General features: G+C 71.9%; 24 protein-coding genes. 8 read left to right on the forward strand and 16 right to left on the reverse strand.

Annotated elements, in window-relative coordinates:
- Positions 1-220: 220 nt before the first annotated feature.
- Entirely contained in the window at positions 221-631 is a 411-nt protein-coding gene (locus ACYVMZ_RS24175; RefSeq protein ID WP_461083013.1) for a winged helix-turn-helix transcriptional regulator, read from the forward strand.
- Here ACYVMZ_RS24175 and mutM read toward each other — a convergent pair.
- From mutM to recG, 8 genes are all read right to left on the reverse strand, one after another.
- The gene (gene mutM, locus ACYVMZ_RS24180) at positions 621-1,481 is read right to left on the reverse strand and encodes a bifunctional DNA-formamidopyrimidine glycosylase/DNA-(apurinic or apyrimidinic site) lyase (RefSeq protein WP_461083015.1); all 861 of its coding nucleotides are present in this window, start codon (positions 1,479-1,481) and stop codon (positions 621-623) included. The two genes, ACYVMZ_RS24175 and mutM, sit on opposite strands and share 11 nt — an antisense overlap.
- Before the next feature lie 117 nt (positions 1,482-1,598).
- Positions 1,599-2,426 carry a ribonuclease III gene (gene rnc, locus ACYVMZ_RS24185; protein WP_461083017.1) on the reverse strand — a complete coding sequence of 276 codons (828 nt, stop codon included), beginning with the start codon at positions 2,424-2,426 and terminating at the stop codon, positions 1,599-1,601.
- A gap of 19 nt (positions 2,427-2,445) precedes the next feature.
- Positions 2,446-2,619 carry a 50S ribosomal protein L32 gene (rpmF, locus tag ACYVMZ_RS24190; protein WP_007493396.1) on the reverse strand — a complete coding sequence of 58 codons (174 nt, stop codon included), beginning with the start codon at positions 2,617-2,619 and terminating at the stop codon, positions 2,446-2,448.
- Positions 2,620-2,621: 2 nt separating this feature from the next.
- The gene (locus ACYVMZ_RS24195; protein ID WP_461083020.1) at positions 2,622-3,266 is read right to left on the reverse strand and encodes a YceD family protein; all 645 of its coding nucleotides are present in this window, start codon (positions 3,264-3,266) and stop codon (positions 2,622-2,624) included.
- 132 nt (positions 3,267-3,398) lie between these two features.
- Complete coding sequence (locus ACYVMZ_RS24200; protein ID WP_461083022.1) at positions 3,399-4,484, reverse strand: ATP synthase F0 subunit B; 1,086 nt, start codon at positions 4,482-4,484, stop codon at positions 3,399-3,401.
- Between the two features lie 120 nt (positions 4,485-4,604).
- Positions 4,605-5,084, reverse strand: coding sequence for a pantetheine-phosphate adenylyltransferase (gene coaD / locus ACYVMZ_RS24205; protein ID WP_461083024.1), 480 nt, complete (start codon positions 5,082-5,084; stop codon positions 4,605-4,607).
- 26 nt (positions 5,085-5,110) lie between these two features.
- Positions 5,111-5,698: a 16S rRNA (guanine(966)-N(2))-methyltransferase RsmD gene (gene rsmD / locus ACYVMZ_RS24210; protein ID WP_461083026.1), complete on the reverse strand. Its 588-nt coding sequence runs from the start codon at positions 5,696-5,698 to the stop codon at positions 5,111-5,113.
- A gap of 163 nt (positions 5,699-5,861) precedes the next feature.
- On the reverse strand, positions 5,862-8,069 hold the full coding sequence (gene recG, locus ACYVMZ_RS24215; RefSeq protein WP_461083028.1) for an ATP-dependent DNA helicase RecG: 2,208 nt from the start codon (positions 8,067-8,069) through the stop codon (positions 5,862-5,864).
- 189 nt (positions 8,070-8,258) lie between these two features.
- Between recG and ACYVMZ_RS24220 the strand changes: the two genes are divergently transcribed.
- Together ACYVMZ_RS24220 and ACYVMZ_RS24225 are read left to right on the forward strand one after the other, a co-directional pair.
- A complete protein-coding gene (locus tag ACYVMZ_RS24220) occupies positions 8,259-10,142 on the forward strand; it encodes an HSP90 family protein (RefSeq protein ID WP_461083292.1) in 1,884 nt (627 codons plus the stop codon).
- Entirely contained in the window at positions 10,142-13,117 is a 2,976-nt protein-coding gene (locus tag ACYVMZ_RS24225; RefSeq protein WP_461083030.1) for a tetratricopeptide repeat protein, read from the forward strand. The genes ACYVMZ_RS24220 and ACYVMZ_RS24225 overlap by 1 nt, the downstream gene beginning before the upstream one ends.
- Before the next feature lie 42 nt (positions 13,118-13,159).
- On the opposite strand, the gene ACYVMZ_RS24230 is transcribed toward ACYVMZ_RS24225, so the two are convergent.
- On the reverse strand, positions 13,160-15,523 hold the full coding sequence (locus ACYVMZ_RS24230) for a DAK2 domain-containing protein (RefSeq protein ID WP_461083032.1): 2,364 nt from the start codon (positions 15,521-15,523) through the stop codon (positions 13,160-13,162).
- Positions 15,524-15,793: 270 nt separating this feature from the next.
- Between ACYVMZ_RS24230 and rpmB the strand changes: the two genes are divergently transcribed.
- Positions 15,794-15,979 carry a 50S ribosomal protein L28 gene (gene rpmB / locus ACYVMZ_RS24235; protein WP_003993230.1) on the forward strand — a complete coding sequence of 62 codons (186 nt, stop codon included), beginning with the start codon at positions 15,794-15,796 and terminating at the stop codon, positions 15,977-15,979.
- Positions 15,980-16,140: 161 nt separating this feature from the next.
- Here rpmB and thiD read toward each other — a convergent pair whose 3' ends face one another.
- Positions 16,141-16,947 (reverse strand): bifunctional hydroxymethylpyrimidine kinase/phosphomethylpyrimidine kinase, encoded by an 807-nt coding sequence (gene thiD, locus ACYVMZ_RS24240; RefSeq protein ID WP_461083034.1) that lies wholly within the window; start codon positions 16,945-16,947, stop codon positions 16,141-16,143.
- Positions 16,944-17,909: a thiamine-phosphate kinase gene (locus ACYVMZ_RS24245; RefSeq protein WP_461083036.1), complete on the reverse strand. Its 966-nt coding sequence runs from the start codon at positions 17,907-17,909 to the stop codon at positions 16,944-16,946. Before ACYVMZ_RS24245 ends, thiD begins: the two co-directional genes overlap by 4 nt.
- A gap of 206 nt (positions 17,910-18,115) precedes the next feature.
- On the opposite strand from ACYVMZ_RS24245, the gene ACYVMZ_RS24250 reads away from it, so the two are divergent.
- Together ACYVMZ_RS24250 and ACYVMZ_RS24255 are read left to right on the forward strand one after the other, a co-directional pair.
- Entirely contained in the window at positions 18,116-18,349 is a 234-nt protein-coding gene (locus tag ACYVMZ_RS24250; RefSeq protein ID WP_003997603.1) for an Lrp/AsnC family transcriptional regulator, read from the forward strand.
- 20 nt (positions 18,350-18,369) lie between these two features.
- The gene (locus ACYVMZ_RS24255; protein WP_461083038.1) at positions 18,370-18,879 is read left to right on the forward strand and encodes a DUF3515 domain-containing protein; all 510 of its coding nucleotides are present in this window, start codon (positions 18,370-18,372) and stop codon (positions 18,877-18,879) included.
- A 12-nt stretch (positions 18,880-18,891) separates the two neighbouring features.
- On the opposite strand, the gene ACYVMZ_RS24260 is transcribed toward ACYVMZ_RS24255, so the two are convergent.
- Genes ACYVMZ_RS24260 through ACYVMZ_RS24270 form a run of 3 tightly spaced genes read right to left on the reverse strand, consistent with a single transcriptional unit; the run spans position 18,892 to position 21,892 of the window.
- On the reverse strand, positions 18,892-20,049 hold the full coding sequence (locus tag ACYVMZ_RS24260; RefSeq protein ID WP_461083040.1) for a D-alanine--D-alanine ligase family protein: 1,158 nt from the start codon (positions 20,047-20,049) through the stop codon (positions 18,892-18,894).
- A 59-nt stretch (positions 20,050-20,108) separates the two neighbouring features.
- A complete protein-coding gene (locus ACYVMZ_RS24265) occupies positions 20,109-21,119 on the reverse strand; it encodes an NAD(P)H-dependent glycerol-3-phosphate dehydrogenase (RefSeq protein WP_461083042.1) in 1,011 nt (336 codons plus the stop codon).
- Positions 21,116-21,892 carry a lysophospholipid acyltransferase family protein gene (locus ACYVMZ_RS24270; RefSeq protein WP_461083044.1) on the reverse strand — a complete coding sequence of 259 codons (777 nt, stop codon included), beginning with the start codon at positions 21,890-21,892 and terminating at the stop codon, positions 21,116-21,118. Before ACYVMZ_RS24270 ends, ACYVMZ_RS24265 begins: the two co-directional genes overlap by 4 nt.
- A 169-nt stretch (positions 21,893-22,061) precedes the next feature.
- On the opposite strand from ACYVMZ_RS24270, the gene cofC reads away from it, so the two are divergent.
- Complete coding sequence (gene cofC, locus ACYVMZ_RS24275; RefSeq protein WP_461083046.1) at positions 22,062-22,700, forward strand: 2-phospho-L-lactate guanylyltransferase; 639 nt, start codon at positions 22,062-22,064, stop codon at positions 22,698-22,700.
- A gap of 9 nt (positions 22,701-22,709) precedes the next feature.
- Complete coding sequence (locus tag ACYVMZ_RS24280) at positions 22,710-22,913, forward strand: hypothetical protein (RefSeq protein ID WP_461083048.1); 204 nt, start codon at positions 22,710-22,712, stop codon at positions 22,911-22,913.
- A 90-nt stretch (positions 22,914-23,003) separates the two neighbouring features.
- Here ACYVMZ_RS24280 and ACYVMZ_RS24285 read toward each other — a convergent pair whose 3' ends face one another.
- Both ACYVMZ_RS24285 and ACYVMZ_RS24290 read right to left on the reverse strand, forming a co-directional pair.
- Positions 23,004-23,627: an HU family DNA-binding protein gene (locus tag ACYVMZ_RS24285; RefSeq protein ID WP_461083050.1), complete on the reverse strand. Its 624-nt coding sequence runs from the start codon at positions 23,625-23,627 to the stop codon at positions 23,004-23,006.
- A gap of 136 nt (positions 23,628-23,763) precedes the next feature.
- Positions 23,764-23,994 carry an SCO5555 family protein gene (locus tag ACYVMZ_RS24290; RefSeq protein WP_461083052.1) on the reverse strand — a complete coding sequence of 77 codons (231 nt, stop codon included), beginning with the start codon at positions 23,992-23,994 and terminating at the stop codon, positions 23,764-23,766.
- Between the last annotated feature and the right edge of the window lie 49 nt (positions 23,995-24,043).

Raw genomic sequence — 24,043 nt, forward strand, 5'->3', positions numbered from 1 at the left:
AACTGAAGACCGCGCTCGAGGACTGGATCAAGACCTGGAACGAGCAGGCCAGACCCTTCAAGTGGACCAAAACCGCAGACCAGATCATCGACCGCATATGCCGCTACTGCGACAGGATCTCCGGACCGGGACACTAGCGGGCCCTCGGCGGCCCGGGCGGGCGCTAACTTGCAGTTAGTGCAATCTGTCGGTTAGCGCTGCGCTGGCGTACGCTTGAGGTATGACGACCACGCAGGAGCGCACGGCGGAGCAGGACCTTCCGTACAACGTGTTCGCCAAGGCCTGCCCCTCGCGCGGCACGCTGGAGCACGTCACGGGCCGCTGGGGCGGACTCACGCTCGGCGCCCTGTACGAGGGCTCGCTGCGGTTCAACGAGCTGCGCCGCCGGGTCGACGGCGTGAGCGAGAAGATGCTGTCCCAGACGCTGCACGCGCTGGAGCGCGACGGTCTGGTGCACCGTGAGGCGCAGCCGACCAACCCGCCGCGCGTGGACTACGAGCTGACCCCGCTGGGGCGCGGGGTGGCGGAGCGGCTGCTCGGGCTCATCCACTTCGTGGAGGGCAGCATGGACGAGGTCCTGGCGGCACGCGAGCGCTACGACGCCCGGCGGGCGCAGGAGCTCAGGGGCTGATGCGCGGCGGGCGCTGGCACTTCGGGCAGAAGTAGCTGGACCGGTTCATCCAGGGCCGCCGCCGCATGGGCGTGCCGCAGCGCCGGCACGGCAGCCCCTCCCGGCCGTACGCGTCGAGCGACCGGTCGAAGTAGCCCGACTCGCCGTTGACGTTGACGTACAGGCTGTCGAAGCTGGTGCCGCCGACGGCGAGGGCGGCGTTCATCACGTCCCGTATGTGGCCGAGGAGTTGGGTGGTGCGCGGGCGCGTGAAGGTGGAGGTGGGGCGTTCGTAGTGGAGGCGGGCGCGCCACAGCGCCTCGTCCGCGTAGATGTTGCCGACGCCGCTGATCAGCGACTGGTCGAGCAGGGCCCGTTTGATGGTGCTGCGCCGGCGGCGCAGGGCCTGGTGGAAGGCCTCGTCGTCGAAGAGCGGGTCCAGCGGGTCGCGGGCGATGTGCGCGATGACGTCGGGCAGGCCCTCGGGGCTGGTGTCGTGCAGCGACAGGCCGCCGAAGGTGCGCTGGTCGACGAAACGGAGCTCGGTACCGAGGTCGTCCGTGAACCGCACGCGGATCCTGAGGTGCTTCTCGTCGGGCGCCTCGTGCGGCTGCACGAGCAGCTGGCCGCTCATGCCGAGGTGGGCCAGGATCGCCTGCCCGGAGTCCTCCAGGGGCAGCCACAGGTACTTGCCGCGCCGGACGGGCGGGCCGATGCGGTGGCCCTTGAGGCGGTGCGCGAAGTCGTCGGCACCGGCGAGATGCCGGCGCACCGCACGCGGGTGCAGTACCTCGGCCTCGGCGACGGTCCGGTGGGCGACCCACCGTTCCAGGCCGCGCCGTACGACCTCGACCTCGGGCAACTCGGGCATGGGCTCCCCCGGAGACGGACCGGTGAGGACCGGTGTACGAGCCGAGCGCCCGCCCCCGGGCAGGGGCGGGCGCTCGGGTGCGCTGTTCTTCGTCAGTGCGGCTCAGTGCGCTGTTCGTCAGGCGGAGGCCGACGGAGCGTCCGTGCTCCCGTCGACGGGCTCGACGGCCACGGCTTCCACGGCCGCGGCCTTGGCGCGCTCGTCCGCCGCGGCCCGGATGGACCGCCAGGCGGACTCGGCGGCCTGCTGCTCCGCCTCCTTCTTGCTGCGGCCGGTGCCGGTGCCGTACGAGACGCCTCCGACGCGGGCGGCAGCAGTGAAGGTCTTCTCGTGGTCGGGACCGGTCTCCGTGACCAGGTACTCGGGGACGCCGAGCCCTTCGGTCGCGGTGAGCTCCTGGAGGGACGTCTTCCAGTCCAGGCCGGCCCCGAGGTTGGAGGACTTCTCGATCAACGGGTCGAACAGGCGGTGCACCAGCTCCGCCGCCGAGTCCAGGCCCTGGTCGAGATAGACCGCGCCGATCACCGCTTCCAGGGTGTCGGCGAGGATGGACGCCTTGTCCCGCCCGCCCGTGCCCTCTTCACCGCGGCCGAGCCGGATGAAGGAGCCCAGGTCGAGACTGCGGCCCACCTCCGCGAGCGCACGCGAGTTCACCACCGCGGCCCGCAGCTTGGCCAGCTGGCCCTCGGGCAGGTCGGGGTGGGTGCGGTACAGCGTGTCCGTGACGACGAGGCCGAGGACGGAGTCCCCGAGGAACTCCAGGCGCTCGTTGGTCGGCAGACCGCCGTTCTCGTATGCGTACGACCGGTGGGTCAGTGCTCGCACCAGAAGGGCGGACTCGACCTTATAGCCGAGCCGCCCTTCCAGAAGCGTGTGGGACGAGGCCTGGTTGTCCGCCGGTCCACCCCCGTTTGTGCGGGAGGTTTGCTTCTTTGGCGTGGACACAGTGCCTCTCACCAGCCGCTCAGACCTCGAGGACCTGGCGCTTGTTGTAGGTGCCGCACGACGGGCACGCGATGTGCTGCAGCTTGGGCTCGTGGCAGCGCTCGCACGCAACCAGGGTGGGGACCGCAGCCTTCCACTGCGACCGGCGGTGGCGCGTGTTGCTGCGCGACATCTTCCGCTTCGGAACAGCCACGGCTACTTCTCCTGCTTCTCGTCGACGCCCGCTTCGGCGCCGCTCGTGTCGTCCTTGTCGCCGGCCTTCATGGTGTCGGCGAGTCCCTGCAAAGCCGCCCAACGGATGTCGACGGCATCGTGGTGGTGGTCCGGGTCGTCCGCCAGCCGTGCTCCGCACTCGGTGCACAGACCTGGGCAGTCTTCCTGGCACACCGGCTGCATCGGCAGTGCGAGCACCACCGCATCGCGCAGCACGGGTTCGAGGTCGAACAGGCCGTCCTCGATGAAGAGCCTGTCCTCGTCTTCCTCGGCGTCGTCGGCCGGCTCCGCCTTGGGGCGGCCCCGGTCGTCGGCGTCAGGGTACGAGAACATCTCCTGGAAGTCCGCTTCGAGTTGCTGCTCGAGCGGCTCCAGACACCTTACGCACTCCCCCTCGGCCGTGGCACGGGCGGTGCCTGTGACGAGCACCCCTTCCATGACCGACTCGAGGCGGAGTTCGAGCTCCACCGGGGCGCCTTCCGGCACTCCGATGACGTCCTTGAGACCGAAGTCCTTGGGAGCGTCGACCGTGCGGGTCAGGCGCTGCAGCGCACCAGGCCGCCGACCCAGCTCGTGCGTGTCGAACACGAGGGGGTTGCGGTGGTCGAGGCGGGCGTTCAGAGCCATTCCTGCTTTCGATCTTCTGAGCTGAGGGACGCCGCCCTTCGGTGTTCCCGGGCAGCGTTGATCGCGGACGTACGCGCGACCGAAGAGCCAGGATACTGGACCTTTCGCCGACGGCCCAATCCGGCCCGTGGGCTACTGGCCCCGGCCCTGTTCGTAGGCCCGCAGCTGCTCGGCACTGATCATGCTGGTGTCGAAGAGGCTGGTCTCGTCCAGCGTCTGGGGCTGGGTGTAGCCCTGCTGGGGCTGAGGGGGCTCCTGGGCCTGGTTCGGGTCGTACGGGGCCTGCTGGCCGTCGTAGCCCTGGTAGGGGGCACCTCCCGCCGGAGCGAAGCCGGAGGTGGGGGAGTACGGGTCGGCCTGATAGCCGTAGGGGTCCTGCCGACCGCCGTACTGCTGCTGGTAGCCGCCGTACGGGTCGGGCTGCTGCTGGTAGCCGTAGGAGGCGTGCGCCGGCTGCTGGTCGTACTGCGGCTGCGGGGGCTGCTGCTCGGCGGGCTGTTCGGCCATGGCCGCGAGGTCGGCGAGGTAGTCGGCGTCGCTGGAGTGCTGGACGGTGGAGGTGTCGGCGGCCAGGGCGCCGAGGTCGTCGGTGGCGATGCGGCCGTGCAGCTTCTGGCGGCCCCGGCCGACGGCGTCCAGGGTCTTGGCGAGGACCGCCTCGAAGGCGCCGAGCTTGGCGTCGACGTACTCGTCGGCGGTGCGGCGCAGGGTCTGCGGGTCGTGGCTGCGCTCGGGGGCGTCCTCGTCCTCGTAGCCGTTCTCGTCGGTACCGGGGCCGGTGCCGAGGAGCTTCTCGCGGCCGCGGCCCACCGAGCCGAGGGTTTTGGTGAGGACGACCTCGAAGTTGGCGAGCTTCGAGTCGACGTAGTCGTCGGCCTCGGCGCGGATCTCCTCGGCCTCCTTGCGGGCCTCGGCGAGGATCCGGTCGGCCTCGGCCTGGGAGCGGCGGGCGACCTCGGTGTCGGAGATCAGGGAGCCGCGCTCGGCGTGCGCGTTCTTGATGATCCGCTCGGCCTCCTGGCGGGCCTGCTCGACCAGCTGCTCGCGGTCGCCGATGAGTTCCTGGGCCTGGGCGAGGGAGTCGGGCAGCGCGGCCCGCAGCTCCTCGAGCATCGAGAGCAGTTCGGCGCGGTTGACCACGCACGAGGCCGACATCGGCATCGACCGGGCGCCGGAGACCATCGTGACGATCTCGTCGAGCTTCTTCTGCACGTCCACCTGTGCTCGCCACTCTCTACAGCTGGGTTGGAGACGGACGGGACGACTGTACGGCCCTGGAGTGTCCGCCGGACACCGGGTGAGGGATTGTCAGACCAGCGTGGCTCGGCGCGGGCGGTGTCAGTCCCTCTTCAGCTTCCTGGCGAGGGCGTCCAGCACCGCCGACGGCACCAGGTGGGAGATGTCCCCGCCCCAGTTGGCGACCTCCTTGACGAGGGAGGACGACAGGAAGCTGTAGGTGGGGTTGGTGGGGATGAAGAGGGTCTCGACGCCCGAGAGGCCGTTGTTCATCTGGGCCATCTGCAGCTCGTAGTCGAAGTCGCTGACCGCGCGCAGGCCCTTGACGATGGCCGGGATGTCGCGCTGCTTGCAGAAGTCGACGAGGAGGCCGTGGAAGGACTCGACGCGCACGTTCTCGTACTCGGCGGTGACCTCGCGGATCAGGTCCATCCGCTCGTCGATCTCGAACAGGCCTTTCTTGGACTGGTTGATCATCACCGCGACGTAGACCTCGTCGTACAGCCTGGAGGCGCGGGCGATGATGTCGAGGTGTCCGTTGGTGATCGGGTCGAACGACCCGGGACAGACGGCGCGGCGCACTTGTGATCCCTCGCTCTCCGGTCCGGTCATCGTGCGTCTTCGCACGTAGAGGCGGCGCGACCGTACCAAAACGTTCCCTCGCCGTAGCGACGGGCCCGAATCGCCTCGAAACCCTCCGGCCACCGGAATTCGCCGCCTCTGGTGCTGCGCTCCACGGTGACGAGGGCTTCCTCCGCTAGCCACCCCTCCGAGAGGAGTGTGAGCAGAATCTCGCGAAGATCGTCGTCCGAGACGGCGTACGGGGGGTCGAGGAAGACGAGGTCGTACGGCTCTGCCGGCGGCGCTGTACGGATGATCTGTTCCGTTTTGCCCGACCTGACCTCGGCGCCGGGCAGGCCGAGGGCCTTCACGTTCTCCCGGACGGTGCGGACGGCTCGGGCGTCGGCCTCCACGAGCAGGGTGTGGCCCGCGCCGCGGGACAGGGCCTCCAGGCCGACGGCGCCGGAGCCGGCGTACAGGTCGAGGACGCGCTCGCCGTCCAGGGGGCCGCCGAGCAGGGACTGCCAGGTGGAGAACAGGCCCTCGCGGGCGCGGTCGGAGGTGGGTCGGGTCCCGTGCCCGGGCGGGACGGCCAGGCGGCGTCCGCCGGCTTCGCCGGCGATCACGCGGGTCATTTTGGGTCCTTGTTCGTGGGTGTGGTTATGGGTTCAGTTTGGCAGGCGGGGGTGGGTGGTGCCTTTTCGTCGTGGGCGGCCGCGGGTTGCGTGTGGTCGCCCGCGCCCACGCGGCGGAGCCGCATACCGGCACAGCCCCGCGCCCCTTCGAGGGCGTTGCTCCTCAGCCCTTTTCCAGGTACTGCTCCCTCTCCTCGTCCAGTAGGGCGTCCAGTGCCGTGCGCAGGGCGGGGAGGTTTTCCAGGTCCGGGTCGGCGGTGACGATTCTGGTGGCCTCCTCGCGGGCCTCGGTGATGATCTCCTCGTCTTCGATGACGGCGAGCATCCGCAAGGAGGAGCGGGTGCCGGACTGGGCCTGGCCGAGGACGTCGCCCTCGCGGCGCTGTTCGAGGTCGACGCGGGAGAGTTCGAAGCCGTCGAGGGTCGAGGCGACGGCGTTGAGGCGCTGGCGGGCCGCGCTGGCCTCGGGCATCTCGGTGACCAGCAGGCACAGGCCGGGCGCCGAGCCACGGCCGACGCGGCCGCGCAGCTGGTGGAGCTGGGAGACGCCGAAGCGGTCGGCGTCCATGATCACCATGACGGTGGCATTGGGGACGTTGACGCCGACCTCGATGACGGTCGTGGCGACCAGGACATCGGTCTCGCCGGCGGCGAAGCGGCGCATGACCGCGTCCTTGTCGTCGGGCTGCATACGGCCGTGCAGGACCTCGACCTTCAGGCCCTGGAGGGGGCCTTTGGCGAGCTGCTCGGCCACGTCGAGGACGGCCAGCGGCGGGCGCTTGTCCGCATCGTCCTCGGGGGACTTCTTCTTTTTCGCGGCCTTGGGGTCGTCCTCCTCGTCGCCGATGCGGGGGCAGACGACGTACGCCTGATGTCCGTTGGCGACCTCCTCGCGCACCCGCTCCCAGGCACGGGTGAGGAAGTGGGGCTTGTCGGCGGCGGGGACGACATGGCTGGCGATCGGGGAACGCCCCGCCGGGAGCTGGTCGAGGACCGAGGTCTCCAGGTCGCCGAAGACGGTCATCGCGACCGTGCGCGGGATGGGTGTGGCCGTCATGACGAGCAGATGCGGCGGCTGCTTGCCCTTGCCGCGCAGGGCGTCGCGCTGTTCCACGCCGAAGCGGTGCTGCTCGTCGACCACGACGAATCCCAGGTCGTGGAACTGCACCTTGTCCTCGATCAGCGCGTGCGTGCCGATGACGATCCCGGCCTCGCCGGTGGCCAGGTCGAGCAGCGCCTGGCGGCGGGCGGCGGCTCCCATGGATCCGGTGAGCAGTACGACCTTGGTGGCGTGCTCGGACCCGCCGAGCATGCCGCCCTCGGCCAGTTCTCCCATCATCTCCACGATCGACCGGTGGTGCTGCTGGGCGAGCACTTCGGTGGGCGCGAGCATCGCGGCCTGACCGCCGGCGTCGACGACGGCGAGCATGGCGCGCAGGGCCACCATCGTCTTCCCACTGCCCACCTCTCCCTGGAGCAGCCGGTGCATCGGGTGCTCGGTCGCGAGGTCGTCGAAGATCTCCTGGGAGACCTTCTGCTGGCCCTCGGTGAGGGTGAAGGGCAGGCGGGCGTCGAAGGCCGCGAGGAGGCCGTCCGGCCTGGGCTTCCTCGGGACTGCCGGGAGCTGGGCGTCGGCGTGACGGCGGCGGGCGAGGGCGACCTGGAGGACGAAGGCCTCGTCCCACTTCAGGCGGGCCCGGGCATCGGCGATGTCCGCCTTGGTGTGCGGGCGGTGGATCTTCAGGAGGGCCTCGGGGAGGGAGACGAGGCCCCGGCCCTCGCGCAGGGCGGGCGGAAGCGGGTCGACGGCCTCCTGGGCGCTGGGCAGGACCGTCTGGAGGGCCTTGCCGATCTTCCAGGACTCCAGTTTGGCGGTCGCGGGGTAGATGGGGATCAGGGCGCCTGCCCAGGTCTCGACGGTCTCGTCGGAGTCACCCCGTAGCAACTCGTAGGCCGGGTGGGCGAGTTGGAGGCGGCGGTTGAAGACGGAGACCTTGCCCGCGAACATCGCGCGCGTGCCCGGCAGGAGCTCCTTGTGGGGCTTGTGCACGCCGTGGCCGAAGAAGACCAGTTGGAGCCGGCCGCTGCCGTCCGTGATGGTGACTTCCAGGCGCTGGCCCTTGCCGCGCGGCGCCTTGGACGAGGCGAAGGTGTGCAGGCGGGCGTCGGCGACCTGGGCGACCACCGTGACGTGCTCGTCCATGGGCAGGTCGGCGAGGTGCGTGAGCTGGCCGCGCTCCTCGTACCTGCGCGGGTAGTGGTGCAGGAGGTCGCCGACGGTGTGCAGGCCGAGATGCTCGGCCATCACCTTCGCGGTGGCGGGGCCGAGCACCTTCTTCAGTGGTTCTTCCAGTGCGGGCACGAGATCCATTGCACACCACGGCACTGACAATGCCGAAGAGCCGGCCGTGGACGTCGCCGTATACGTCCCGGAAACCCCTGGTCAGACGGCTCGTTCGGGCCTTAGGATGACGCGCTCCCGGCCCTCCCCCGCGGTCACCGCCTCACCGGGACCGCCCGACCCCGCGCCGTCGCGAGTCCCCCCACCGGCGCCGTGACGATGGACTCCCAGACCTCACAGTCATCCCAGAACCCTCCCTCATCCCACTCACCTCATATGTTCCAGGTCGACCTGCGTGGTCTGGTGGACCTGCTCTCCCACCACCTCTACTCCAGTCCGAAGGTGTACCTGCGCGAGCTGCTGCAGAACGCCGTGGACGCCATCACCGCCAGACGCGCGGAGCAGCCCGACGCCCCGGCGCGCGTGCGGCTGTACGCGTACACCGGGGAAGCCGCCGCCCTGCGGGTGGAGGACACCGGCGTGGGGCTCACCGAGGCGGACGTGCACAACCTGCTCGCCACCATCGGGCGCAGCTCCAAGCGCGCCGAGGGCCTGCAGGAGGCCCGCTCCGACTTCCTCGGGCAGTTCGGCATCGGTCTGCTGGCCTGTTTCGTGGTCGCCGAGCGGATCCGGGTCGTCAGCCGCAGCGCCCGTACGCCCGACGCGCCGCCCGTGGAGTGGACGGCGTGCGACGACGGTTCGTACACCGTGCGGACGCTGCCGGACGCGGCCCGGCCCGAACCGGGCACCACCGTTCACCTGGTGGCGCGCGCGGGTGCCGCCGAGTGGCTGGAGGGCACGCGCGTGCTGGCGCTGGCGCGGGACTTCGGCTCGCTGCTGCCGTACGACGTGCGGGTGGGCGACGAGGCGGTCACGGACCTGCCCGCGCCCTGGGACCGCACGTACCCGAGCCCGGCCACCCGCAGGGTGGCGCTCGCCCGGCACTGCCATGACCTGTTCGGCTTCACTCCGCTGGACACGATCGAGCTGTCCGTGCCGGTGGCCGGCATACGCGGCGTGGCGTACGTCCTGCCGTCGGCGGTCAGCCCGGCGCAGCGCGCGGGGCACCGCGTGCACCTGAAGGGCATGCTGCTGACCGAGCGGGCCGAACAGCTGCTGCCCGACTGGGCGTTCTTCGTGCGCTGTGTGATCGACACCGACAGCCTGCGGCCCACCGCCTCACGCGAGTCGCTGTACGAGGACGAGACGCTGGCCGCCGTACGGGAGGCGCTGGGCGAAAGGATTCGCGCCTGGCTGACCGGGCTGGCGGCCGGGGATCCGGAGCGGCTGGCCGCCTTCCTGTCGGTGCACCATCTGGGCGTGAAGTCGCTCGCGCGGCACGACCGGGAGATGCTGCGCACGATGCTGCCGTGGCTGCCCTTCGAGACGACCGACGGGCGGCTGTCCCTGGAGGAGTTCGCGCAGCGCCACCCGGTGGTGCACTTCACGCGGACCGTGGAGGAGTACCGGCAGGTCGCGCCGATCGCGTCCGCGCAGGGCATCGGCGTGATCAACGGCGGCTACACGTACGACAGCGAGCTGGTCGAGGCGCTGCCCTCGGTGCGGCCGGGCACGGTGGTCGCCGAGCTGGACGCGGACACCGTGACCGCGCACCTGGACGCGGTCGACCCGGCCGAGGAGCTGGCCCTGTCGGGCTTCCTGGCGGCCGCGCGGGCCAAACTCGACCCGCTGGGCTGTGACGTCGTCCTGCGGGCCTTCCACCCGCTGTCCGTGCCCGCGCTGCACCTGGACGACCGGGAGGCCCGGCACGAGCAGGCCCGCGCTCAGGCCGAGGCGCAGGCCGACGACCTGTGGGCCGGCATCCTCGGCTCGCTGCGCGGCAGCGCGCCCCGCGCGCGTCTGGTGCTCAACCACCTCAACCCGCTGGTCCGCAGGATCAGCGCACTGCGGGACCCGGAGCTGATCGGCACCGCCACGGAGTCCCTGTACGGGCAGGCGCTGCTGATGGCGCAGCGCCCGCTCAGGCCCGCCGACTCGGCGCTGCTGAACCGGGCGTTCATCGGCCTGCTCGAGTGGGCCACACACGGCGAATCCGACGCGACGGGGAACGCCGCGGGAGACACTGCGGGGGGCGGTCACTGATGACGGAGATCACGGACTTCGACTCTCTCCGCCAGGCGATGGCGGAGAACTCCGAGCAGCCGGAGGGACCGGCCCGCAACGCGCGCGCGGAGCAACTGCTCGCCGAGGCCGAGAAGCTGAACATCCCGCTCGCCGTGATCGAGGCGCTCGGACACCAGCTGAAGGTCTACAACTACAGCTCCGAGAAGGACAAGATGTTCGTCCCGTTCGCGCGGCTGCTGCGCATGTGGGACGAACACCCCGAGGACTTCGACGAGTACGAGACCCACTCGCTGCACTGGGTCTTCAAGTGGATGTCGGCGGGCATGCTCGGCCAGCCGCACATCCCGCTCGCCTCCATCGAGAAGTGGCTCGGCGAGATGGAGCACCGCTACCGGCTCGCCGGGCACTCCGAACGGGCGGTGCGCAGCGCCGAGTTCAGCGTGGCCGCGCACGTCGGGGACGTCGAGCGGGCCGAACGGGCGTACGCCGCCTGGCTCGCCGCCGAGCGCGACACCATGGCCGACTGCCACGCCTGCGAGCTGCACGGGCAGGGCTGGTGGCAGGCGGAGCGGGGCCGGGACGCCGAGGCGCTCGAGCTGTGGCGGCCGGTCCTGGAGGGCGAGTTCACCTGCGCCCACGAGCCGCACACCGCCCTCGCGTCCTCCCTGGTGCCGCTGCTGCGGCTGGGCCGCCTGGACGAGGCGCGCGCCAACCATCTGCGGGGCTTCAGGCTCGTACGGGCCATGGAGAGCATGCGCGGCGCGTACGCCGACCACGTGGAGTTCTGCGCGCTGACCGGGAACGAGGCCCGGGGCCTGGAGCTGCTGGCCGAGCGACCGGCGTACTTCACGAACGACGGTCATCCGCGCAGCAAACTGGACTTCCTGTGCGTGGTGGCCCTCCTCATGGACCGCCTGACCGGGCTCGGCCTGGGCGAGCAGCGGGTGCCCGGTCCGGCCGGCCGGGCGTGGACCGCGCGCGAACTCGCCACGCACGCGCGTGCGGAGGCCCTCGCCCTCGCGGCACGCTTCGACGAGCGCAACGGCACCTCGCACGTCAGCGCACGGGCACGCGCGCGTATGGACCAGCGGCCCCTGGTGGAACGGCTGCCGTTGGGGGTGCGGTCGGCGGCGCGGCCGGTGCCGGCCGCGCAGGTGGCTCCCCCGGTGGCCACGCCCACGGAGGAAACGGATCTGCCGGCGCTGCTCGCCGAGGCGCGGCGGCTGTCGGACACGCTCCAGCCCCATGCCGTGGAGGCCTGGGCGGCGGTCGCGCGAGCCGCCGAGGACGCCGCGGGCGTCGAGCTGGACGCGCGCGACCGCGCGGAGATCGCCGACCACGAGGCGATGGGCCTCGGCCCCGAGGGCGCCGAGCTCTTCGAGCGGGCCGCCGAGCTGTACGCGGAGGCGGGCGACCCCGGCGAGGCGTTGGCGGCACGCACGCGTGCGGCCTACGTACGCGCTTTCGCGGGCGATGTGGACGCGGCACTGGCCGCCGTCGCCGAGCCCTACGACGCGGTCCTCGCGCTGTACGCCGAGGGCGGCACGGAGATCCGGCAGACGGCGGCCGTGCTGATGGGGCGCGCGCGGATTCTGATGCGGCGGGTGCACGAGGCGGACGGCACCGTGGCGGAGGGGCCTGCGGCGGACGGGGTCCTGGCCGACGCCGAGGCCGCCGCGCGGGAGGTGCTCGCGCTCGTCGAGGGGCGGGCCGGGGAGGACGTACGGCTCGCCTCGCGGGCCGCGGAGGCGCGGGCGATGCTCGCGGAGGTGGCGGGCCGCACCGGGGACCTGGAGGCGGCGGCGGGGCTGTTCGCGCGGGCCGCGGCGGAGTACGTCGAGGCGGGGCTGCCGTGGTTCGCGGTGGAGTACGAGGCCCGGCTCGCCTCCCTCGCCCACCATCTCGGCGACGTGGCCGAGACGGAGCGGGCGCTGCGGGCCGCCCTGGAGCACGGCGGAGCGCACGTGGAGCCGACCGGACGGGCTCAGCTGCACCTCCAGCTCGCCGAGGTGCTCGGCGGCCGGGGTGAGCTCCAGGAGGCCGCCGGGCACGCCCTGGAGGCGGCCCACTGGGCCGACGAGGCCGGTGAGGGGGCGGCACTGGGCGCCTGGGCTCGCCACCAGCTCGGCGGGTTCCTGCTGCGGCAGGGGCGGTGGGCCGAGGCCGCCGAGGTGCTGGAGTCGGTGCTGCCCGAGCTGACGGCCGAGACGCACGACGACGGTGCGATCGTCCAGACGCAGTGGTGGCTCGGCGACTGCCTGAGCGAACTCGGCGAGCACCGGGCGGCGGCCGAGCGGCGCCTGCAGGCCGCCGAGATCGCCCGGAACTGGTCCGAGCAGCAGGACCACGCGACCCTCGCCCATCTCGCCGGGGAGTCCCTCGGGCACGCGGGCCTGCCCGCCGAGGCCGAGCAGGCCTACGCGCGCGCGGGCGACCTGTGGCGCGAGCTCGGCGACGTCCACGGCCTGGTCCGCTCCCTGCGCGCCCGCGCATGGCTCGTGCTGCGTCTGGAGGACGGCCGGGCCCGGGCGCGCGGCCTGATGGCGGACGCGGTGCGCGAGTGCGAGGCGGCGCTGGAGACGGCGGCCGGCGAGGAGTCCCGGCAGCGGCTCGTCGCCGAACTCGGCCACACCCACCGGCAGTTCGGCGACCTGCTCGCCCGGTCCGCCGCCGAGACCGCCGAGGAGCGCGGCCCGGACCGGCCCCTGTTCGAGGAGGCCCTGTCGCAGGTGGTGCGGGCCGTCGAGGTGTTCGCCTCGCTCGGGGACGCGGCTCTGCACAGCCGTACCGGCGCGGAGCTCGCCGCGGGCTGGCTGGCGGCCGACCTGGGCCGCCCGGCCGAGGCGGCGGCACGCGCGCGTGCGGTGCTGGCGGCGTACGAGGCGTACGACGGTGCCGACGGCGGCGAGGAGGCGGTGCAGGCCCGGCGGGCGGAGGCGGAGCAGATGCTGGGGCTCGTGGCGCAGGAGGCCGGCCAGGGGCCGGGGTCCTGACCGGAGTTGTCCTGACCTGGTTGTCCTGACCGGACCGGGGTGCTACTCGACCCCGATGAGCAGCAGCGCCCCCTGCCGTCCGCCCCGGTAGACCACCGTGTCGACGGCGAGGTACCCCTCACGGACCCTGGCCTCCAGCCGCTCGGCGACGGAGTCGGGGGCCTCGTCGCCGAGGACCAGGGTGACCATCTCGCCGCCGGCCGCGAGCATGCGGTCCAGGACGGTCTCGGCGGTGGCGGTGACGTCCGAGCCGATCACGGCCACGTCGCCGTCGATGAGGCCGAGGACGTCACCGGCCTGGCAGATGCCGGCCATGGTCCACGACTGGCGTTCGGCGATGGTGACCTCGGCGTAGCGGGTCGCGCCCGCCGCCGAGGTCATCGACACGACGTCCTCGTCGAAGCGGCGCTCCGGCTCGTGCACGGCGAGCGCCGCGATCCCCTGGACCGCGGAACGGGTCGGGATGAGGGCCACGCGGACGCCCTCGGCGCGGGCCTGCTCCGCCGCCGCGGCGGCGGTGTGGCGCAGCTCCGCGTCATTGGGCAGCAGCACGACTTCGCGCGCGTGGGCCCGCCGTACGGCCTGTACGAGCTCCCCGCTCGCGGGCGGCTCCCCGGGGCGGGCGAGCACGGTCGTCGCGCCGGCTTCGGTGTACAGCCCGGCCAGGCCCTCGCCGGGCACGACGGCCACGACGGCGCGCTGAGCGCGTTCCCGGGGCGGTCGCTCACCGCGGGTGGTGTGCACGTCGCCGACGCCGAAGTGCGTGATCCGGATCCGGTACGGCCGCCCGGCCTCGACGCCCGCCTCCACGGCGGCGCCCGCGTCGTCGACATGCACATGGACGTTCCACAGCCCGTCGCCACCGACCACGACCAGCGAGTCCCCGAGGACGTCGAGCCGCTCCCGCAACCGCGCGACGGCGGCGTCCTCGGCCTCCAGGAGGTAGATCACCTCGAACGCGGGGCCACCCTGCTCCGGGCCACCCGCGCCGTCAGCGCACTCGCCGAGCTCACCGACGGCCGCCGCGGGGTCTTCGACGGCCGTCCCGTCCATGCGCGCCGCCGCTGCCAAGGCGGGCTCCGCAGGCGCATCCGGGTCCACTGCCGAACCGTGCCGCACGGGCGTGTGCGCGTCGACCGCCGAGGCGGGCTGCACGCACGCGTGTGCGTCCACTGGGTCCACTGCCGAACCAGGCTGCACACACGCGTGCGCCTCGACCAACGAACCGGGCTGCACGCACGCGTGCGCGTCCACTGCCGAACCGGCCCCTGTGCACGCGTCCGGATCCCCTGCCGAGCCGGGCTCCACGCTCGCGTACGGATCCCCTGCCGAGCCGGGCTCCACGCGCGCGTACGCCACCCCTTCTGAGCCGGGCTGCACGCACGCGTGCGGGGCAGCTGCCGTATCGGACTCCGTGCGCGCGAGCGGCTCCGCTGCCGGACGACCGGGCTCCTGGCCCGCGTTCAGGCCCGTGCCCGGGCCCGCTACAGAGCCGACCTTCATGCGCGCGTCCGGATCCCCTCCCGAACCGGCCTGCACATGCCCGTGCGCCGCCCCCGCCACGCCAGAATCCACCCCTGCCTGCGCAGCCTCTCCGGCGTCGGAGTGCACCCGCGACCGAGGGACCGCTGCAGAGCCGGACCCCACCCCCGGGTGCGCTGCCGCGGAGACCACCGCCCTGGGCTTCTCCCCCGTGAACGTCTCCACCAACGCCGCCAGCACCGCCACCAGGCCCCGGCCGCCCGCGTCGACCACCCCGGCCCGTTGCAGGACGGCCAGCTGGCCCGGAGTCGCGGCGAGGGCCCGGCAGGCCCCCTCGTAGGCCGCCCGCGCGACCGACCCGCAGTCGCCCTCGGCATCACCGGCCGCGTCGGCGGCGGCGTCGGCGGCGGCCGAGGCGACCGTCAGGACCGTGCCCTCGACGGGGTGGGCCACGGCCTGACGGGCGGAGTCGGCGGCGTGCCGCAGGGCGAGCTGCAGGCCCTGTCCGTCGGCGTGCGCGGTCTCCCCGTCGGCGGCGAGCACCTGCGCCATGCCGCGCAGCAGCTGCGCCAGGATCGTCCCGGAGTTCCCGCGCGCGCCGATCAGCGCCCCGTGCGCCATCGCTCGCGCTGCGTCGGCGAACGTGGGCCTCTCAGGACCCCCGGCCCCGCCGGCTCCTTCCCCACCACGGGAGCCGCCGGGCCCCACACCGGACCCCACCTCGTGCCCCGCGAACACCGCCTCCACCGCCGTGACCGCCGACTCCACGGTCAGATACAGGTTCGTGCCGGTGTCCCCGTCCGCCACCGGATAGACGTTGATCGCGTCGATCTCCTCACGCGCCCGCCCCAGCGCCTCCAGCGCGAGACCGCACCAGGTGCGCACCGCGAGAGCATCGAAGAACGTCTGCGGCACCTGCGCCACCTGCGCCTCCCTGAGCTGCTGGACGTGGCAGGCAGCGTAGACCCCGGGTGGGTGCCGACCCGCAGAGGGCCGGGGACGGGCCCCTGAGCTGCCATGGTAGTTTCGTTGTACGGGCGCAGCCGTTGTATGCTGCTCCGGTTGCCCGATCCTGATCGGGCCATTCCCCCTGGCAGCGCCACTCAGATCTCGGACCGCTCGCAAGAGCCTAAGATCTCGATCCCGGCATGCCGGGATTAACCGTAAGTGCATCTGAAGTCTTTGGAGTGACCCGTGGCTGCCAACTGCGACGTCTGCGGCAAGGGGCCGGGCTTCGGCAACAACATCTCGCACTCGCACCGCCGTACGTCCCGCCGCTGGAACCCGAACATCCAGCGTGTGCGTACCGTGGTGGGCGGGACGCCGAAGCGCGTGAACGCTTGCACCTCGTGCATCAAGGCCGGCAAGGTCTCGCGCTGACGCTCAGCTAGCGCGCGGCCACAGCTGGTTCGCTGCATTGAGCCGGTCCACCCCCGGGTGGACCGGCTTTTTGCCGTACCCGTACCGTGCCCGTACGCGTACCGCCCGTACGCGTACCGGTAGCCGGTCCCAGGAGTCGGCCCGGCCCCTAGGATTGGCCCCTAAGAGTCGGCCCGGAACCGCCACCCATGATCCACCGGCCCGATCCCCCCGCCGAGCGCGAACCCGGCCGCGATCGCCCCGGTGACGTACTCCTTCGCCACCGCCACCGCCTCCGGCACCGACTGCCCCTTCGCGAGCTGTGACGCGATCGCCGAGGCCAGCGTGCAGCCCGTGCCGTGCGTGTGCCGGTTGTCATGCCGCGGCGCCCGCAGCCAGTGCTCCTCGGAGCCGTCCGTGAGCAGGTCCACGGCGTCCCCGGACAGGTGGCCGCCCTTGATCAGCACCCAGCGCGTCCCGTACGCCAGCACCGCCGCGGCGGCCGCGCGCATCCCGGCGTCCGACTCGACCCGGACCCCCGTCAGTTGCGCCACCTCGTCGAGGTTCGGAGTGGCGACCGTCGCGGCCGGCAGCAGCTTCGTGCGTACGGAGTCCAGCGCGGAGGCCGCGAGCAGCGGATCCCCGTGCTTGGACACCCCCACCGGGTCGACGACCGTCGGCGCGTCCGTCCCCGCGATCAACTCGGCGACCGCCTCGACGAGTTCGGCGGAGGCGAGCATCCCGGTCTTGACCGCCTGGACGCCGATGTCGTCGACGACGCTGCGGTACTGGCCCCGCACCGCCTCCACCGGCAGCTCCCAAGCGCCCTGCACGCCGAGCGAGTTCTGCGCGGTCACCGCCGTGATCACGCTCATGCCGTGCACGCCGAGCGCGAGCATCGTCTTCAGGTCGGCCTGGATCCCGGCCCCGCCTCCGGAGTCGGAGCCCGCGACCGTCAGCACCCTCGGCGGAACACCCACGGCGCTCATGACTCGATGTCCCCGAAGTGGTCCCAGCCACCCTGGCTCGTCCAGGGAGCCCCGTCGACCGTCACCTGCGGCAGCGCCGACGGGTTGAGGACCTCGCCGATGACCTTCCAGCGGGCGGGCAGCTTCACGTCCGGCGGGAAGGTCGCCACGATCGCGTGGTCCTCTCCCCCGGTCAGCACCCACTGCATGGGGTCGACGCCGACGGCCTGCCCGATGTCGTTCATCTGGGACGGGATGTCGATCGCGCCCGAGCGGATGTCGATCCGCACCTTGCTGGCCTCGGCGATGTGCCCGAGGTCCGCGATCAGCCCGTCGCTCACGTCGCACATCGCCGTCGCGCCGAGCGCGGCCGCGGCCGGTCCCGCGTGATACGGCGGCTCGGGGCGCCGGTGGGCCTCGACGAACGCCCGCGGTGAGCGGAAGCCGCGCGACAGCACCGCGTACCCGGCGGCCGACCAGCCCAGCCAGCCCGTCACGGCCACGAGGTCGCCCGGCTGCGCGCCCGCCCGCGTCACGGGCTCCTGGTTGCGCAGATCGCCCAGTGCCGTGATCGCCACCGTGATCGTGTCGCCGCGCACCACGTCCCCGCCCACCACGGCGGCACCCGCGACCTGGCACTCGTCGCGCAGGCCGTCCATCAGCTCGCTCGGCCAGGTCACCGGCAGTTCGGCGGGCACGACCAGGCCGAGCAGCAGCGCGGTCGGCACGGCGCCCATCGCGGCGATGTCGGCCAGGTTCTGCGCGGCCGCCTTGCGGCCCACGTCGTAGGCCGTCGACCAGTCCCGGCGGAAGTGCCGGCCCTCCAGCAGGATGTCGGTGCTGGCCACGACCCTGCGGTCGGGCGCGGCCACCACCGCGGCGTCGTCGCCGGGGCCGACCCGGACCGCCGGGGTGGTGGTGAGACGGGAGGTGAGCTCCCTGATGAGCCCGAACTCCCCGAGCTCACCAACAGTGCCCTTCATTGCCCTTTCTCCCCTTCTGTCCCTGTCCGTGCCCGGTCGCGAGTCCCCAGTGTCCTCGCTACGGTCGAAGTGACCGTCGACTTCTGCCGTGCCCGCACCCCGGCGCGCAAGACCTGATCCCCGCGGGTCTCCCCGCGGCGAGCGGCGACGCGATACCGTGGCGTTCCTTTTCCCCACATGATCCTCGTGGCCGCCCTGGAGGTTCCGTGGTACAGGCGTACATCCTGATCCAGACGGAGGTCGGCAAGGCGTCGACCGTCGCCGAGACGATCAGCAAGATCCCTGGGGTGATCCAGGCCGAGGACGTGACAGGACCGTACGACGTCATCGTGCGGGCCCAGGCCGACACCGTCGACGACCTGGGCCGCATGGTGGTCGCCAAGGTCCAGCAGGTGGACGGCATCACCCGTACCCTGACCTGCCCGGTCGTCCATCTGTAGCCCCCGTCTACCCTGTGCCGGTGAACTCTTCGCGTCACCGGCACCGCCTCGTCCTCGCCCTGCCCGGGATCGTCCTGCTGATCACCGCCGCGGGCTGCTCCTCAGCAGACGACAGCGCGTCGGCGGCGGTTCCCAGCCCTGACGCGAAGGTCACGAAGCTGTGCCAGAACCTGGACAAGGTACTGCCGGCGAAGGTGGACGGTGAGAGCCGCGACGATCCCGAGCCCGCGTCCGCGCTGACCGCGGGCTGGGGCAGCCCGGCGATCATACTTCGGTGCGGTGTCGTGCAACCGCCGAAGATGACCGACCCCAAGGTGGCCGACGGCCACGACCCGGACGCGGTGGCCGGCGGGGTGAACGGCGTCGACTGGCTGATGGAGAAGCAGGGCGACGGCGCCTACCGCTTCACCACGGCCAACCGCGAGGCGTACGTCGAGGTGCAGGTGCCCAAGGGGCACGACAGCTCCGGCGTGCTGATCGACCTGGCCCCGGCCGTCAAGAAGGCGATCCCCGAAGGGATCGCCGACTAGACGGTACGGCCGTCACCGCAAACCGGTGGACCGCCGCAGCGCCGCCTGCACCAGCCGGTCCACCAGCTCCGGGTAGCTCACCCCGCTGGCCTGCCACATCTGCGGGTACATCGAGATGGGCGTGAAGCCGGGCATCGTGTTGATCTCGTTGATCACGAACTCACCGTCCTCGGTGAGGAAGAAGTCCGCACGGACGAGCCCCTCGCAGGAGGCCGCCTCGAACGCCTCCACCGCCAGCTTCCGCACCTCGGCGGTCTGCTCGTCGGTCAGCGGGGCGGGCACGATGCCGGGGGTGGAGTCGATGTACTTCGCCTCGAAGTCGTAGTAGGCGTGCGCCTCGGGCGACGGGATCTCGGCGGGTACGGAGGCCCGCGGGCCGTCCTCGAACTCCAGCACGCCGCACTCGATCTCGCGGCCGCGCAGCGCCGCCTCCACGAGGATCTTCGGGTCGTGCCGCCGCGCCTCGGCGATCGCCTCGTCGAGGCCGGACAGGTCCTCGACCTTGGTGATGCCGATCGACGAGCCCGCGCGCGCGGGCTTCACGAACAGCGGCCAGCCGTGCTCGCCGGCGAAGTCGATGATCTTCTTGCGGGCGGCGGACTCGTCACGCTCCCACTCGCGCGGCCGGATCACCACGTACGGGCCCACCTTCAGCCCGAACGAGGCGAACACCCGCTTCATGTACTCCTTGTCCTGGCCGACGGCCGAGGAGAGCACCCCCGAGCCCACGTACGGGACGCCGGAGAGCTCCAGGAGGCCCTGGAGGGTGCCGTCCTCGCCGTACGGGCCGTGCAGCACCGGGAAGACCACGTCGACCTCGCCGAGCGCCTTGGGCACCGAACCCGGCTCGCTGTAGACGACTTCGCGGTTGGCGGGGTCGACGGGGAGCACCACGCCGCCCTCCTGCGACTCGGCGAGCTCCTCCACGCTGGGCGTACGCCGGTCGGTGATCGCCATGCGTTCGGGCTCGTCGGCCGTGAGCGCCCAACGGCCGTCCCGGGTGATGCCGATCGGCAGGACGTCGTACTTCGTCCGGTCGATGGCCCGCAGGACGGCACCGGCGGTGACCACGGAGATCCCGTGTTCGGAGCTGCGACCGCCGAACACGACGGCCACGCGCGGGTTGCGGGGCGGCTGCTCGGGGCTCTGGGGGAGGTTCTCGGTGCTCATATCGCGATGAGAGTACCCGTTGGTAGGGCGCCGAGACAGCGTCCGCCGGCCGGTGTTGCTCAGCGTCGTTCGGGCTTCGCGCTGCGCGACATCAGCTCCTTGAGGGCGACCACCGGAGGCTTGCCCTCGTGCACGATGCCGACGACCGTCTCCGTGATCGGCATGTCGACGCCGTGCCGGCGGGCCAGATCCAGCACCGACTCGCAGGACTTGACGCCCTCGGCGGTCTGCTTGGTGACCGCGATGGTCTCCTCCAGGGTCATGCCCTTGCCGAGGTTGGTGCCGAAGGTGTGGTTGCGGGACAGCGGCGAGGAGCAGGTGGCCACCAGGTCGCCCAGGCCCGCGAGTCCGGAGAAGGTCAGCGGGTCGGCGCCGAGGGCCATGCCCAGCCGGGTCGTTTCGGCGAGTCCGCGGGTGATGAGCGAGCCCTTGGCGTTGTCGCCGAGGCCCATGCCGTCCGCGATGCCGACGGCGAGGCCGATGACGTTCTTGACCGCTCCGCCGAGCTCGCAGCCCACGACGTCGGTGTTGGTGTACGGGCGGAAGTACGGCGTGTGGCAGGCGGCCTGGAGCCGCTGGGCGACGGCATCGTCGGTGCAGGCGACCACGGCGGCGGCCGGCATGCGGGCGGCGATCTCGCGGGCCAGGTTGGGGCCGGTGACCACGGCGATCCGGTCCTGGCCGACCTTGGCGACGTCGTCGATGACCTCGCTCATCCGCATCGCGGAGCCGAGTTCGATGCCCTTCATCAGCGACACCAGGACGGTGCCGGGGGCGAGCAGCGGCGTCCACTCGGCGAGGTTGCCGCGCAGCGTCTGCGAGGGCACCGACAGGACCGTGAAGTCGGCGTCGGCGGCGGCCTCGGCGGGGTCCGTGGTGGCCCGCATGTGCTCCGGGAGCTCGACGCCCGGGAAGTAGTCGGGATTGGTCCGGGTGGAGTTGATGGCGTCCGCGACCTGGGCGCGACGCGCCCACAGGGTGACCTCGCACCCGGCGTCGGCGAGCACCATGCCGAAGGCCGTGCCCCACGAACCGGCGCTGAAGACCGCCGCCTTGACCGGCTTGCTCACTTGCCCAGCCCCTCTTCCTGCACGCGCCTGCCCTGCGTCTGCGCCTGCGTCCGGCGCCGCTGCTCGACCCGCTCCCGGCGCGGGTCGTAGGGCGTCTCGGGCGCCTTCTCGCCCCGGATCTGCTCCAGCTGGCGGGTGATGGCCGCCATGATGACCTCGGTCGCCTCCTTCAGCAGCTCCGGGGTCATCTCCTTGTCGTAGAAACGCGTGAGGTCCACCGGCGGACCCGCCAGGACGTGGTGGGTCTTGCGCGGGAAGAGGTTCGGCTTCCTGGCGTACGGCGGCAGCAGCTCGTTGGCGCCCCACTGGGCGACGGGGATCACCGGGCACTTGGTCTGCAGGGCGACGCGCGCGGCACCGGTCTTGCCGGTCATGGGCCAGCCGTTGGGGTCGCGGGTGAGGGTGCCCTCCGGGTAGAAGGCGACGCACTCGCCGCGCTCCACGGCGTCGATCGCGGCCCGGAAGGCGCTCAGCGCGTCCGTGCTCTCGCGGTAGACGGGGATCTGCCCGGTGCCGCGCATCGCGGCGGCGACGAAGCCCTTCGTGAAAAGCGCGCTCTTCGCGAGGAATCGTGGGACGCGGCCGGTGTTGTACTGAAAGTGCGCGTAGGCGAAGGGATCGATGTGCGAATTGTGGTTCACCACGGTGATAAATCCACCCTCGGCCGGAATGTGCTCCATTCCGCGCCAGTCCCGCTTGAGCAGAACCACCAGCGGCGGTTTGCAGATCACCGCGGCGAAGCGGTACCAGAAGCCGATTCTGCGGCGGGGCACGCGGACACCTTCCTCTAGACCTGGAACCGAGGACCTGGAACGGGGGGGCCAGGGCCGCACAAGTGTCGCCCCAGGCCGCCGGTCTGTCGAGAACACCGTACGCCCCGGCACCGTCACCGCCCGATGCCCCGGGTGACAATGACCGCGACAAGAGAGGGACGGAACGCTCGTGCTGTGGACCCTGGTCGTACCCCTGAAACCCCTGGCGCTGGCCAAGAGCAGGCTCTCGGACACCGCGGACGACGGGCTGCGGCCGGGCCTCGCGCTCGCCTTCGCCCAGGACACGGTGGCGGCCGCGCTGGCATGCCCGGCGGTGAAGGATGTGGCGGTCGTCACGGACGATCAGCTGGCCGGCCACGAGCTGGGCGCGCTGGGCGCGTGGATCGTCCCCGACGAACCGGCGAGCGGCCTGAACGCCGCTCTCGCCCACGCGGCGGCGGTCGTACGGGCCGCACGTCCCGAAAGCCCGGTGGCGGCGCTGAACGCCGATCTTCCGGCGCTGCGCCCGCTGGAATTGTCCCGGGTACTGGATGCGGCGGCGGAATTCCCGCGCGCTTTTCTCCCGGACGCGGCCGCAATCGGTACGACCCTGCTGGCCACGGCCCCGGGCGAGGAATTGCGCCCCGCTTTCGGCACCGATTCCCGGGCCCGCCACCGCGCCTCCGGAGCCGCGGAACTGCGCCTCGCCGCGGTGGATTCCGTACGCCAGGACGTGGACACCGGCGACGACCTGCGCGCCGCACTCGCCCTGGGCGTGGGCCCCCACACGGCCGCGGCCGCCGCGCGGTTGCTGATACCCGGGCAGTAGGCTGCCGCCATGCAGGCGACCGCGTACACGTACGACCCCGAAACCCGCAGCGGGCAGGTGCTGCTGGACGACGGCACCCCGGTGCCCTTCGACGCGGCGGCGTTCGACGCGGGAGGTCTTCGGCTGCTCAGGCCGGGGCAGCGGGTGCGGATCGAGACGGAGGGGCCGACGGACAGCCTCCGGATCACTCTCGTGACGCTCCAGACACTCTGATCACTTCCTGATCAGTGCCTTCGGACACGCCGCGGGCCGGACTCCGTCACGGAGTCCGGCCCGGCGTTGTGAGTGCCCTGCGGCCTGCCCTTACTTCTTGCGGGCGGTGGTCTTCTTGGCGGTGCTGCGCGCCGTCGACTTCTTCGCGGGGGCCTTCTTGGCCGTCGCCTTCTTGGCCGGGGCCTTCTTGGCGGTGGTCTTCTTCGCGGCGGTGGTCTTGGCGGTCGCCGTGGTCTTCTTGGCGGGCGCCTTCTTCGCCGTGGTCTTCTTGGCGGCGGCCGTGGTGGTCTTCTTGGCCGGCGCCTTCTTGGCGGTGGTCTTCTTCGCCGCCGCCTTGGTGGTCTTCTTCGCGGCCGCCTTCTTGACCGTGGCGGCCGCGCCGCCGGTCAGGCTGCCCTTGGGCGCCTTCTTAACCGCGATGTCGCCCTTCGGGAGCTTCTTCGAGCCGCTGACCAGGTCCTTGAAGCCCTGGCCCGCACGGAAGCGCGGGACGGAGGTCTTCTTGACCCGAACCCGCTCGCCCGTCTGCGGGTTGCGGGCGTAGCGGGCCGGACGGTCGACCTTCTCGAAGGAACCGAAGCCGGTGACCGAAACCCGGTCACCCGCGACCACCGCGCGGACGATGGCGTCCAGTACCGCGTCGACAGCATCGGCGGCCTGCTGGCGGCCACCCATCTTGTCGGCAATCGCTTCTACGAGCTGCGCCTTGTTCACGTCTTCCCCTTCGGAGACATTGCCAGAACGAAAGTGTTCAAGCTTTTTCGCACGTTAGGCAGATATATACCGCAAATCAAACACGAAACGGGCTAGTCACCCGTGCGCCGCAACGAACTCGACGGTCTCGACTGGTTCAGCGGTCCTCGGCGGGGAAACGCCCCTCGTCGAGGTCCACGGTGAACCGCTCCAGACGCCTTGCCGCATCGGCGAGATCGTGCTTGGCCACGGCCGTAATGACCAGCAGCTTCCGGGTCAGCGCCATCCGTACGCCCTCCGGGACTTGCAGTGCGCGCACCCTGGAGTGCGCTTCCTTGAGCTGGACCGCGACCGCCGCATAGAGCTCGAGTTGGCCGTCGTGTTCCATGCACAGATTGTGCCATCTGGGGCGAGTTGTCGCCTGCGCAGGGTGCAAC

Source organism: Streptomyces deserti (assembly GCF_054782695.1).

Coding starts and splice junctions, on each gene's coding strand:
- ACYVMZ_RS24175 (WP_461083013.1), top strand. CDS start 221: ATGACGACCACGCAGGAGCGCACGGCGGAGCAGGACCTTCCGTACAAC.
- mutM (WP_461083015.1), bottom strand. CDS start 1,481: ATGCCCGAGTTGCCCGAGGTCGAGGTCGTACGGCGCGGCCTGGAACGG.
- ACYVMZ_RS24195 (WP_461083020.1), bottom strand. CDS start 3,266: ATGGCTCTGAACGCCCGCCTCGACCACCGCAACCCCCTCGTGTTCGAC.
- rsmD (WP_461083026.1), bottom strand. CDS start 5,698: ATGACCCGCGTGATCGCCGGCGAAGCCGGCGGACGCCGCCTGGCCGTC.
- recG (WP_461083028.1), bottom strand. CDS start 8,069: ATGGATCTCGTGCCCGCACTGGAAGAACCACTGAAGAAGGTGCTCGGC.
- ACYVMZ_RS24220 (WP_461083292.1), top strand. CDS start 8,259: ATGGACTCCCAGACCTCACAGTCATCCCAGAACCCTCCCTCATCCCAC.
- ACYVMZ_RS24225 (WP_461083030.1), top strand. CDS start 10,142: ATGACGGAGATCACGGACTTCGACTCTCTCCGCCAGGCGATGGCGGAG.
- thiD (WP_461083034.1), bottom strand. CDS start 16,947: ATGAGCGCCGTGGGTGTTCCGCCGAGGGTGCTGACGGTCGCGGGCTCC.
- ACYVMZ_RS24245 (WP_461083036.1), bottom strand. CDS start 17,909: ATGAAGGGCACTGTTGGTGAGCTCGGGGAGTTCGGGCTCATCAGGGAG.
- ACYVMZ_RS24260 (WP_461083040.1), bottom strand. CDS start 20,049: ATGAGCACCGAGAACCTCCCCCAGAGCCCCGAGCAGCCGCCCCGCAAC.
- ACYVMZ_RS24280 (WP_461083048.1), top strand. CDS start 22,710: ATGCAGGCGACCGCGTACACGTACGACCCCGAAACCCGCAGCGGGCAG.
- ACYVMZ_RS24290 (WP_461083052.1), bottom strand. CDS start 23,994: ATGGAACACGACGGCCAACTCGAGCTCTATGCGGCGGTCGCGGTCCAG.